General features: G+C 70.8%; 8 protein-coding genes and 1 riboswitch. Of the genes, 3 read left to right on the forward strand and 5 right to left on the reverse strand.

Annotation, left to right across the window (positions count from 1 at the left end; translation table 11 throughout):
- The 3 genes from ACQKIP_RS27510 to ACQKIP_RS27520 form a co-directional block, all read right to left on the reverse strand.
- Positions 1–1,314, reverse strand: a 1,314-nt coding sequence (locus ACQKIP_RS27510) for an NtaA/DmoA family FMN-dependent monooxygenase (protein ID WP_427744385.1), incomplete at its 3' end; no start/stop codon positions are given.
- 17 nt (positions 1,315–1,331) lie between these two features.
- Positions 1,332–2,582: an LLM class flavin-dependent oxidoreductase gene (locus ACQKIP_RS27515; protein WP_427744389.1), complete on the reverse strand. Its 1,251-nt coding sequence runs from the start codon at positions 2,580–2,582 to the stop codon at positions 1,332–1,334.
- A 95-nt stretch (positions 2,583–2,677) separates the two neighbouring features.
- Positions 2,678–2,926, reverse strand: coding sequence for a putative leader peptide (locus ACQKIP_RS27520; protein ID WP_365861099.1), 249 nt, complete (start codon positions 2,924–2,926; stop codon positions 2,678–2,680).
- Positions 2,883–2,995: riboswitch (SAM riboswitch) on the reverse strand. Its footprint overlaps the gene before it by 44 nt.
- A 546-nt stretch (positions 2,996–3,541) precedes the next feature.
- On the opposite strand from ACQKIP_RS27520, the gene ACQKIP_RS27525 reads away from it, so the two are divergent.
- Positions 3,542–4,270, forward strand: coding sequence for a glutathione S-transferase C-terminal domain-containing protein (locus tag ACQKIP_RS27525; RefSeq protein WP_365861097.1), 729 nt, complete (start codon positions 3,542–3,544; stop codon positions 4,268–4,270).
- A gap of 71 nt (positions 4,271–4,341) precedes the next feature.
- Here the strand turns inward: ACQKIP_RS27525 and ACQKIP_RS27530 are convergent, their stop codons facing one another.
- Together ACQKIP_RS27530 and ACQKIP_RS27535 are read right to left on the reverse strand one after the other, a co-directional pair.
- On the reverse strand, positions 4,342–6,294 hold the full coding sequence (locus tag ACQKIP_RS27530) for a M13 family metallopeptidase (protein WP_365861095.1): 1,953 nt from the start codon (positions 6,292–6,294) through the stop codon (positions 4,342–4,344).
- 60 nt (positions 6,295–6,354) lie between these two features.
- Entirely contained in the window at positions 6,355–8,589 is a 2,235-nt protein-coding gene (locus ACQKIP_RS27535; protein WP_365861204.1) for an excinuclease ABC subunit UvrA, read from the reverse strand.
- 281 nt (positions 8,590–8,870) lie between these two features.
- Here ACQKIP_RS27535 and ACQKIP_RS27540 point away from each other — a divergent pair, with 281 nt between their 5' ends.
- Both ACQKIP_RS27540 and ACQKIP_RS27545 read left to right on the forward strand, forming a co-directional pair.
- Positions 8,871–10,022, forward strand: a complete 1,152-nt coding sequence (locus tag ACQKIP_RS27540) for a S1 family peptidase (protein WP_365861094.1) — start codon at positions 8,871–8,873, stop codon at positions 10,020–10,022.
- A gap of 184 nt (positions 10,023–10,206) precedes the next feature.
- Positions 10,207–11,187 carry a DUF3048 domain-containing protein gene (locus tag ACQKIP_RS27545; RefSeq protein ID WP_365861092.1) on the forward strand — a complete coding sequence of 327 codons (981 nt, stop codon included), beginning with the start codon at positions 10,207–10,209 and terminating at the stop codon, positions 11,185–11,187.
- Positions 11,188–11,312: the final 125 nt, after the last annotated feature.

Genomic DNA, 11,312 nt, shown 5'->3' on the forward strand with positions numbered 1-11,312 from the left:
CTCGTACTCCGTGCGGAACACGCCGCGCTCCTGGAGCAGCGGGACCACGGTGTCGGCGAAGGCGTCGAGGCCGCCGGGGGTGATGTGCGGGACGAGGATGAAACCGTCGCTCGCGTCGGCCTGGACGAAGGAGTTGATCGTCTCGGCGACGGTGGCCGGGGAGCCGACGAAGGACTGGCGGTTGCCGGTCTCGATGACGAGGTCACGGATGGACCACTTGTTCGCGGCCGCGAGCTCACGCCATTCGCGCGCGGTGGCCAGCGGGTCGCGGTACATCCGTACCTGGGCGCGCCCGCGGGCGACGGTGTGCTCGCCGAGGTCGGGGTCGATGCCGGGCAGCGGTCCGTCCGGGTCGTACGCGGACAGGTCGCGGTTCCAGACGAACTCCAGATGCTTGATCGCCGTTGCGCCGCTGACCTGCTTGCGCCGCACCTCGCGGGAGAGTTCCTCCGCATCGGCGTCCGTGTCCCCGAGGACGAAGGTCGCGGCGGGCAGGATGAGCAGCTGGTCGTGGGTGCGGCCGTAGCGCGCGAGGCGTCCCTTGACGTCCGTGTAGAACGCCTGGCCTTCCTTGAGCGTGCTGTACCGGCTGAAGATCGCGTCGGCGCCCTCGGCCGCGAACTCGCGCCCCTCCTCGGAGTCACCGGCCTGGAAGATGACGGGTCGGCCCTGCGGGCTGCGCGGGACGTTGAACTGCCCCTGGATGTCGAAGTGCTGCCCCTGGTGGACGAAGGCGCCCGCCTTGGCGTCGCGCAGGAAAGTGCCGCTCTCCCGGTCGGCGGCGATCTCGTCACCCCGCCAGGAGTCGAAGAGTTCGTTCGCCGTGGCGAGGAATTCCTTCGCCCTGGAGTACCGCTCCTCCTGCGGCAGGAATCCGCCGCGCCGGAAGTTCTCGCCGGTGAAGGCGTCCCAGGAGGTCACGACGTTCCAGGCGGCGCGCCCGCCGGAGAGGTGGTCGAGGCTGGCGAACTGGCGGGCCACCTCGTACGGCTCGTTGAAGGTGGAGTTGATGGTGCCGGTCAGGCCGAGGCGTTCGGTGACGGCGGCGAGCGCGGTGAGGACGGTGAAGGTGTCGGGCCGTCCGACGACGTCCAAGTCGTAGATTTCGCCGCCCTGTTCACGCAGGCGCAAACCCTCGGCGAGGAACAGGAAGTCGAATTTGGCGCGCTCGGCGGTGCGGGCGAAGTGCGCGAAGGAGCTGAACTCGATGTGGCTCCCGGCTTCGGGGTCGCTCCATACGGTGGTGTTGTTGACGCCGGGGAAGTGCGCCGCGAGGTGGATCTGCTTGAGCGGCTTGTCCGGTGACTTGCTCATGTCGGGTTCCTTCCGGCTCAGGCGGTGGCGGCGTAGCGGCTTGCGGGGCGGGCGAGGCCGAGCAGGCCGCGCAGGGTGCCGGCCTCGTACGCGTGCCGGAAGGCGCCGCGGCGCTGGAGTTCGGGCACCAGGCCCCGGGTGATCGCCGGGAGGTCGTGACCGGCGACGGCGGGCCGCAGCCGGAAACCGGCGAGACCGGATTGCTGCAACTCGTCAAGCAGGTCGGCCAGTTGAGCGGGTGTGCCGGTGAAGACGTGTGCGTCGCTGGTGTACGGGTGACCGGCGAGGGCGTCAAGGCGCTCGCGGCGGGCCGCGGCGGCGGCCGGGTCGTCGTCGAGGAACACCACCAGGTCGCCGAAGAGGTTCAGGGGCTCGGCGGTGCGCCCGGCCTCGTCCTGCTCGGCACGGACCGCGGTGACGATGGCGCGTGCGTGCGCCGCGTCGCGCGGGGTGACAAATCCGATGTCGGCGGAGCGGCCGAGGAGCCGGAAGGGGGCGTCGGTCGGGCCCTCGTGGGCGAGCGCGCCGACAAGGGGCCTGCCCTGCGGCGGCCGGGGGGTGATCGAGGGGCCCTTGACGCTGAAGTGCTTGCCCTCGAAGTCGACGTAGTGCAGCTTTTCGCGGTCGATGAAGCGGCCGGTGGCGACGTCCCGGATCTCCGCGTCGTCCTCCCAGCTGTCCCAGAGGCGGCGCACGACTTCGACGTAGTCGGCCACCTCGTCGAAGAGGTCGAGGGTCAGCTCACGTACGTCCGCTCTGCCGAGGTCCCCGACGCCGTCGAGGGCGGGAAACGTGCGGCGCCCGAAGTGCGCGGCGTCGTTGCGGCGTGCGGACACCTGCACCCGCAGGCCCGCGCGGCCCGCGCTCACGTAGTCGAGCGTGGCGATCGCCTTGGATATGTGGAAGGGCTCCGTGTGGGTGGTCACCACGGTCGGCACGAGGCCGATGTGGCTGGTCAGCGGGGCGACACGGGCGGCGATGAGGACCGCGTCGAGGCGCCCTCGCACCTGGTCCGTGCGTCCGTCGGATTCGGTGAAGTGCGAGGACTGGAGCCCGAGCGCGTCCTCGATGGTCACGAAGTCGAGCAGGCCGCGTTCGGCCTCGGTGATCAGATCGGTCCAGTACCGGGCGGTGAGCAACTCCCCCGGCCGGGCGACCGGTTCACGCCAGGCGGCCGGGTGCCAGCCCGCGCCGTCGAGTGCGACGGCCAGGTGCAGCGGGGCGCCGGAGGGAGAGGAGGAAACGGATTGAGCGGATGAATGGGGCAGCGCTGATGATGACGACACGAAAGGTGTGCCTTCCTGATCGACCGTACGAGATCACCGGCCCCTCGGCTCCGAGGGTGCGGCGGCGGGGTGACGGGTCAGGAACGACAGAGCGCGCCGGCGACGCGCTGCAGATCGATGTGCGGTCGGGAGTACAGGTGGACCTGTGGGCGCGGGGCGATCACCTTGACGCGCGGGGCTGCCGACACGGACGCCGACGCGGGCGCGGCGGGCAGCACGGGCAGCATCACCGACACGTCCCCCACCTCCACCCTTTCGGCCCGGCGGGCCAGGGGCCTCGCCGTCTCGCGCTTGCGGAGCCCTGAGCGGGTCCGCCTGGTCCTCACCTGGAGCACCCCGCCGCGTGGGAGGGTTGCCGGTCAGCAAGCCAGGGCTTGACGCTGACACTCGTAACCTGCTCGGGACGTTACGTGAGGCCGGGGCGGTGCGCAATGCCCGTGGATCATGGGCGTGCTCACAGCTGAGTACGTGCCTCGGTGTGCGTCCTTCTCAGGCACAACCGCCGGGCCCCTGCTTCTGTTCCGCTTCCCGGCGGCGAGTTCCCGGGCCTTCTTGACGCACCGGACGCCCGGACCCAGACTGCCGGAGACGGTCACGACCCGGCTCAACGGGCCCCGACGGCAGGGCTGGTGCACATGTTCAGGGCGTTCGGCGAGAGGAAGGGCATGCAGCGGCCTCTCCTGTCCGCGCCCCGTCCCCGCCCCCGCATTCTGACCAGACGTCTGCACATCGACCTGCTGCGCGTGTGCAGCGCCTCGGTTCCAGCTGCCTGACGTCCCCGCACATACGAGACGTACATGGCGTACCCGGTGCGCGGGACGTGCGCGCAGCGGAAACGCGCCCCCTGCCGCAGCCCTCCGCGGCTACGCCTGCCCCTCTCCCCCACCGCGCCACCGTCGGCAAGCACCCGGGCGGCGCCCCCCTCACCTGCCTGGAGAGCCATGCCCGAGATCACGTCGCACCGTCCCCGCCGCCCCGTCCCGGAGACGTCGCGCTCCCCGCACGGCACGTGTCCCGCCCCGATCCGCAGCCGTATCGGCGCGGACCTGGCCGGCGGCTTCTATCCGGCGCCCCACCGATACCACCTGTATCTCTCGGCCGGATGTCCCCGCTCGCTGCGCGTCTCGGTCACCCTCGACCTGCTCGGGCTCAGGGAGTCGGTCACCACGACGCTCCTGGCCCCGGAGACCACGGACACCACCGCCGCACTCGACGACCTGCACCGCTTCTACGAGGCCACCGAGTACCACTTCCACGGCCCGCTGACCGTTCCCGCCCTGTGCGACCGGTGGAGCGGACACGTCGTCAGCAATCACACGCCGGACATCCTGCGCGACCTCGCCTGCCGCCTCGCCGCGCACGGGAACGGGAACGGCCCGCGCCGCCTCCTGCGACCGCCGTCCCTGGCCGCCCGGATCGACACCTGGCACGACTTCCTCGCCGATCCGCTCACCCCCGCGACACTGGACCGCCTCGACCGCCGTCTTGCCTCGCGCCGCTACGTCGTGGGCGACGAACTGACGGCGGCGGACGTGCACTTGTGGGCACAGCTGGTCCACCTCACCGCAGCCGAAAACGAGGCCGTGCACGCCTACCCCCGCCTCCGCTCCTACGCCCGCCGCCTGCACGACATCCCGGCCTTCCGCGCCAACCACCCCCGCTCCGGCTGACGGGGCCCAAGCGGATCGGGCCCGGTCGCGGCACACTGCCGCGACCAGGCCCGGACTTCACTCCCGGATGCTCACCAGATCCGGACGCGCTCCTCGCGGTCCAGCCAGAGACCGTCGCCCTCCGCCGTCTCGAACGCCTCGTGGAACTCTTCGAGGTTGCGCACGATGTTGGCGCGGAACTCGGGCGGCGAGTGCGGGTCGATGGTGAGGTACTGCTGCTCCTGCTCCTTGCGGCGCTTGGTGCGCCAGCAGTAGGCCCAGCTCATGAAGAGCCGCTGCGAGCCGGTCAGGCCGCCGCTCGTGGGCATCGCGGCGCCGTCGAGCGCGATGCGGTACGCGGTGTGCCCGATGGTCAGACCGCCCAGGTCGCCGATGTTCTCGCCGACCGTCAGCGAGCCGTTGACGAACTCGTCCGGCAGGTTGCGCGGCGAGAAGGCGTCGTACTGCTTGACCAGCGCCTTCGACTTCGCCTCGAACGCGGTCTTGTCGGCCGCGGTCCACCAGTCGTTGAGGTTGCCCGCACCGTCGTACTGCGCGCCCTGGTCGTCGAAGCCGTGGCCGATCTCGTGGCCGATGACCGAGCCGATGCCGCCGTAGTTCTCGGCCGGGTCGGCGTCGGGCGAGAAGAACGGCTTCTGCAGGATGCCCGCGGGGAAGCAGATCTCGTTGGTGCCCGGGTTGTAGTAGGCGTTGACGGTCTGCGGCAGCATGAACCACTCGTCGCGGTCGACCGGCGCGCCGATCTTGGCGAGCTGCCGGTCGGACTCGAAGGCGTCCGCCGCCTGCGCGTTGCCGAGCAGGTCGCCCTCGGTGACCTCAAGAGCCGAGTAGTCGCGGAAGGTGTCGGGGTAGCCGATCTTGGGGCGGAAGGTGGCGAGCTTCTCGTAGGCGCGCTCCTTCGTCTCGTCCGTCATCCAGTCCAGGCGGGCGATCGACTGGCGGTAGGCCTCCAGGAGGTTGGCGACGAGGTCGTCCATCATCGCCTTGGAGCTCGGCGGGAAGTGCCGCGCCACGTACTCCTTGCCGACGGCCTCGCCGATGGAGCCCTCGACGAACGCGACCGCCCGCTTCCACCGGGCGCGCAGCTCGGGGGTGCCGTTGAGGGTGCGGCCGTAGAACTCGAAGTTGTTCCGCACGAACGCGTCCGTGAGGTAGGGCGCGCACGAACGCAGGACCCGCACCAGCGCCCAGTCGCGCCACTGCTCGATCGGCACCTCGTCAAGGACCGCGGACAGGTGACGGAAGAAGGACGGCTGGCGGACGCACGTCTCGGCGATGGTGGCTTCCGAGCCGCCGAGCCCCTCGGCGTAGCCGCGCCAGTCGAAGTGCGGGGCCAGGGTGGTCAGTTCGTGCAGGGTGAGGAGGTTGTAGGTCTTCTGCACGTCGCGCGTCTCGGCCCGCTCCCAGTGGCCCGCGGCGAGGCGGGTCTCCAGGGCGAGAACCGTCTGCGCGGCCTCGGCGGGCGAGGCGTGCTCGCCCAGCGTGAGCAGCTCGGTGAGGTAGGCGAGGTACTTCTCGCGGATCTCGGCGAACTTCTCTTCGCGGTAGTACGACTCGTCGGGCAGGCCGATCCCGCCCTGGAGGACGTTGAAGAGGTAGCGGTCGGAGTTGCGGTCGTCCGAGTCGATGTAGGAACCGAACAGACCGGAGCCGCCGGTCCGCTCGAAGCGGCCGAGGAACGCCGCGAGCTGCCGGGTGTCCCGCAGTCCCGCGACGGCGTCGATCAGGGGCTGCGCCGGGGCGAGCCCGCGGGCGGCGATCGTCTCCTCGTCCATGAACGAGGCGTACAGCGTGGCGATCTTGCGCGCGTCATCCGAGCCGGCGCCGTCCGACGCCAGCTCCTGGATGATCACCTTCACTTGTTCCTCGGCCGTGTCGACCAACTGCACGAAGGGGCCCCAGCTCGAGCGATCCTCGGGGATCGGCTCGGTCTCAAGCCAGTGACCGTTGACGTGGCCGAACAGGTCGTCCTGGGGTCGGATCTCGGGGTTCATGCCCGCGCGGGCGTCATCCAGCATGCTCATTCACGCACCCTACGCGGACACCGTGCCCGAGCACGATCGCCTTACGGCTCCGGCCCGGCCTCAGCCGCCGACGTACTCCCGCAGATGCCGCGCCGTCACGGTCTCCCCCTCGGTCACCAGGGTCGCGGGCGTGCCGGTGAACACCACCTGCCCGCCGTCGTGCCCGCCGCCGGGCCCCAGGTCGATGATCCAGTCGGCGTGCGCCATCACCGCCTGGTGGTGCTCGATGACGACCACCGAGTTGCCGTCGTCCACGAGCCGGTCGAGCAGCGCGAGCAGCTTGTCCACGTCGGCCAGGTGCAGTCCGGTCGTCGGTTCGTCCAGGACGTACGTCGAGGACTTCTCCGCCATGTGGATGGCGAGCTTGAGGCGCTGGCGCTCGCCGCCGGAGAGGGTGTTCAGGGGCTGGCCGAGCCGCAGATAGCCGAGCCCGACATCGCCGAGACGGCCGAGGACGGCGTGCGCCTGGCCCGTGGGGAAGAAATCGAGTGCCTCGGCGACGGACATGCCGAGGACCTCGCTGATGTTCTTGCCGCGCAGCCGGTAGGCGAGGACCTCGGCGGTGAACCGCTCGCCCGCGCACGCCTCGCAGACGGACGCCACCCCGGGCATCATCGCCAGGTCGGTGTAGATGAGCCCGATGCCGTTGCACTTGGGGCAGGCGCCATCGGAGTTCGCGCTGAACAGGGCCGCCTTGACGCCGTTGGCCTTGGCGAACGCGGTGCGGATCGGGCCGAGCAGACCGGTGTAGGTCGCCGGGTTCGAGCGGCGCGAGCCGCGGATCGGCGACTGGTCGGCGACCACCACGCCCTCCTGCCCGGAGAGGTAGCCGTGGATCAGCGAGCTCTTGCCGGAGCCCGCGACGCCGGTGACCACGGCGAGCACCCCGAGCGGGATGTCGACCTCGACGTCCTTGAGGTTGTGCCGGTCGGCGCCCTGGATGGACAGCTGCCCCTTGGGCACGCGCACCTGCTCGCGCAGCCGGGCCCGGTGTTCCAGATGCCGCCCGGTCAGCGTGCCCGACGCGCGCAGCCCCGCCACGTCGCCGGTGAAGCAGATCTGCCCGCCCGCCGTGCCGGCCGCGGGACCGAGGTCCACCACGTGGTCGGCGATCGCGATGACCTCGGGCTTGTGCTCGACGACGAGCACCGTGTTGCCCTTGTCGCGCAGCCGCAGCAGCAGGTCGTTCATGCGCCGGATGTCGTGCGGGTGCAGGCCGATGGTCGGCTCGTCGAAGACGTACGTCACGTCGGTGATGCTGGAGCCGAGATGGCGCACCATCTTCACGCGCTGGGCCTCGCCGCCGGAGAGCGAGCCCGATGTGCGGTCCAGGCTCAGATAGCCGAGCCCGATCTCGACGAGCGATTCGAGCAGCTCGCGCAGGCTCGCGATCAGCGGCGCGACGGCCGGGTCGTCGAGGCCGCGCACGAACGCGGCGAGGTCGCTGATCTGCATCGAGGAGCAGTCGGCGATGTTCAGGCCGTCGATCCTCGACGACAGCGCGGCCGCGGTCAGGCGCGTTCCCTCGCAGAGCGGGCAGCGGGCGAAGACCACGGCGCGGTCGACGAAGGTCCTGATGTGGGGCTGGAGGGCGTCGCGGTCCTTGGCGAGCCAGGTCCGCTGCATCCTGGCTATCAGGCCCTCGTACGTGAAGCCGTTCGAGCCCGCCTTCACCTTGGTCGGGGCCTTGTGCAGGAGGTCGGCCCACTCCTGTTCGGTGTAGTCCTTCACCTTCTTGTCCGGGTCGAGGAAGCCGGAGTTGACCACGGTCTGCCAGCTCCAGGAGTCCACCGCGTAGTACGGCACGGTGATCGCGCCCTCGTTCAGCGAGAGCTCGCGGTCCACGAGCCGGTCGACGTCGACCGTGGAGGCCTCGCCGGTGCCCTCGCAGCGGGGGCACATGCCTTCGGGCAGATTGAAGCTGAAGGCGCCCGCCGTCCCGACGGCCGGGGCCCCCAGACGGCTGAAGATGATCCTGAGCATGGTGGAGGCGTCGGTGGCGGTGCCCACCGTGGAGCGCGAGTTGGCGCCCATCCGCTCCTGGTCGACGACGATCGCCGCGCTGAGATTGCGCAGCCCGTCGACGTCGGGGCGGCTCTGGCTCGGCATGAACGACTGGATGAACGCGGTGTACGTCTCGTTGATGAGCCGCTGCGACTCGGCGGCGATGGTGCCGAAGACGAGCGAGGACTTGCCGGAGCCCGAGACTCCGGTGAAGACGGTGAGCCGCCGCTTGGGGATGTCTAGCGAGACGTTCCGCAAGTTGTTCTCGCGGGCGCCCCGCACCTGAATCATGTGGTGGCTGTCGGCGGGTGTGACCGTCACTGATGCTCCTTGGCCTGGACAGGACCGAACCGGACTGAAGGAAAAGCGTACACCGTACCCAGTCCTGCGCGTACACCGTACCCAGTCTTGGCCCGGCGTTGGTTTTCCGACACCAATTGCCTCCCGATGGCGCTTAGTTGGTATGGACATGACCGCCGGGCCGCTCTTATGCTCCGCCTGAACTCAACGTGAGAGCGCTCTCATCACCCTGTTCCTCCCCACCCCGACGGAACGACAGAAAGGGCACTGCCATGAGACGCAGAACCGGAGTGCGCATCGCCTTCTCCTCCCTGCTCCTGGTCGGCACCTGGGCAAGCGCCTCGCTCACCTCCACCGCCGGCGCCGCCCCCGCGCCCTCCCCCTCCCCCGCCCCGGCCTCCGCGGGCATGCTCACCGCCCTCCAGAACGACTTCGGACTCACCGAGAGCCAGGCGCGTGAGCGCCTCGCCTCCGAGAAGGCCGCGATACGCGTCGACCGCGCGGCGCAGCGGTCCGCCGGATCGACCTACGCGGGCTCCTGGTACAGCGCGAAGACCGGCAAGCTGACCGTCGCCACCACCAGCGCCCGGAAGGCCGGGGCCCTGCGCGCGACCGGCGCCGCCGTCCGCGTGGTCCGCCACAGCGAGAAGGAACTGAACGCGGTCAAGGCACGCATCGACAAGCTGTCCGCGCCCAAGGGCGTCAGCAGCTGGCACGTGGCGCCGCGCAGCAACAAGGTCGTGGTGAACGTCGTCGCTGCTCAGCAGAACGACAACGATGTCCAACGCTTCGTCGACCGTGCCCGCAAGGCAGGCCCCGTCGAGGTCGAGACGGTCGGCAAGGCCCCGAGCACCTTCGCCGCAGGGACCGTCGGCGGCGACCCGTACTACACCGGCAACGTCCGCTGTTCCATCGGCTTCTCGGTGCACGGCGGGTTCGTCACCGCGGGCCACTGCGGGCAGACGGGCGCCTCCGTGCGCGGCTGGGACAACTCCGCGATCGGCAACTTCCGGGGCTCTTCGTTCCCGGACAACGACTACGCCTGGGTCAGCGTGGGCAACGGCTGGTGGACCGTCCCGGTGGTCCTCGGCTGGGGCACCGTCTCCGACCAGCTCGTCCGCGGTTCGAACGAGGCACCGGTCGGCGCCTCGATCTGCCGCTCCGGCTCCACCACGCACTGGCACTGCGGCAACGTGCTCGCCAAGAACGAGACCGTGAACTACAGCCAGGGCGCCGTCCACCAGATGACCAAGACCAGCGTGTGCGCCGAAGGCGGGGACTCCGGCGGCTCGTTCATCAGCGGTGACCAGGCCCAGGGCGTCACCTCCGGCGGCTGGGGCAACTGCAGCGGCGGCGGCGAGACCTGGTACCAGCCGATCAACGAGATCCTGAACCGCTACGGCCTCACCCTGCACACCGCCTGACCTCCACGGAATGCGTGCCGGGCCCGCGGGAGGGCCCGGCACGTACGCCGCCGTGGTGAGTCCAGGCGGCTGGATGGCCCTATGCCGGGTTCGCCGCCGGCGCCCCGGAGGAAGGACTGCGGCTGCCACTGCCAGGAACGACTGGTCCCGGAGCCGCGTGTTCGGGGACGAACGGAGCACCGCGATGACAGCAGGGCCTGCCGGAACCCGGCGCCGCACCCGCATCGGCACCAGACTCCTCGCCACGCTCGCCGTGGGCGCGCTCACCATGGGAGCCGCACACGAGAGCGCACCGGCGGACACGGCACCGCCGGGCGACCGGTCGCCCTTCACCGGCCGTGCGGCGCAGAAGGGCCCGGTGCTCGCGGTGAAGTTCGACAACGCGCCGAGGGCACGCCCGCACACCGGTCTCGCGCAGGCGGACATCGTCTACGTGGAAAAGGTCGAGGGCGGCATGAGCCGCCTGATGGGGGTGTACTCCAGCCGCCTGCCCAAGGCCGTCGGACCGGTGCGCAGCGCACGGGAGTCGGACATCGAGCTGCTGCGCCAGTTCGGGCGCCCGGCCCTCGCCTACTCGGGTGTGCGCAGCTCGCTCAACAAGGTGCTCAAGGAAGCACCGCTGTACGCGCGCCCGTTCGGCAGCTACCCCGGCGCCTACTTCCGCAGCGGCAACCGGCCCGCCCCGCACAATCTCTTCGTCCGCCCCGAGTCCGCGCTGCGCACGGCCCCCAAGGCCAGCCACCCCGGCGACGTCGGCTTCCGCTTCGGCCCGGCCCCGGACGGCGGCACCCGGACCGCGGCGCGGACCGTCCGCTACTCGGGGGCCAGCCACACCTTCCGCTGGTCGCCCGGCGAGCGCCGCTGGCTCGCGTCCTTCGACGGGGCCCCGGCCCGCAGCTCCTCGGGGGCGCGGCTCGGCGCGCGGACGGTCGTGATCCAGCACGTGGACATGCCGCCGTCGCGCTACAAGGACGTCAACGGCGCGGCGACCCCGTACATCAAGACGGTCGGCAGCGGCCGGGCGACGGTGCTGCGGGGCGGCAAGGCGTACAAGACCCGCTGGAAGCGGTCGAGCGCCGAAAGCGGCACGACGTTCACGCTCGCCGACGGCCGTCCGATGCCCTTCGCTCCCGGCCAGGTCTGGATGGTCTTCGCGGATCGCTGAGCCGCTCCGGCCTCAGCAGGGGGCAGCCAGAGCAGCAGCCCGGACAGGCGTCGGCCCCGGGGCCCGGGTAGGGGGACGGGGCGCCCTGGGAATCCGGACAGCCGGGGCGGGGGGGAGGCCCGGAC

Origin of the sequence: Streptomyces sp. NPDC059900 (assembly GCF_050270335.1) — a bacterium.
GTDB lineage: Bacteria > Actinomycetota > Actinomycetes > Streptomycetales > Streptomycetaceae > Streptomyces.

Excerpts from the sequence above, each read along its gene's own strand:
- ACQKIP_RS27525 (WP_365861097.1), top strand. The coding sequence starts at position 3,542 with ATGCCCGAGATCACGTCGCACCGTCCCCGCCGCCCCGTCCCGGAGACG.
- ACQKIP_RS27530 (WP_365861095.1), bottom strand. The coding sequence starts at position 6,294 with ATGAGCATGCTGGATGACGCCCGCGCGGGCATGAACCCCGAGATCCGA.
- ACQKIP_RS27535 (WP_365861204.1), bottom strand. The coding sequence starts at position 8,589 with ATGATTCAGGTGCGGGGCGCCCGCGAGAACAACTTGCGGAACGTCTCG.
- ACQKIP_RS27540 (WP_365861094.1), top strand. The coding sequence starts at position 8,871 with ATGAGACGCAGAACCGGAGTGCGCATCGCCTTCTCCTCCCTGCTCCTG.
- ACQKIP_RS27545 (WP_365861092.1), top strand. The coding sequence starts at position 10,207 with ATGACAGCAGGGCCTGCCGGAACCCGGCGCCGCACCCGCATCGGCACC.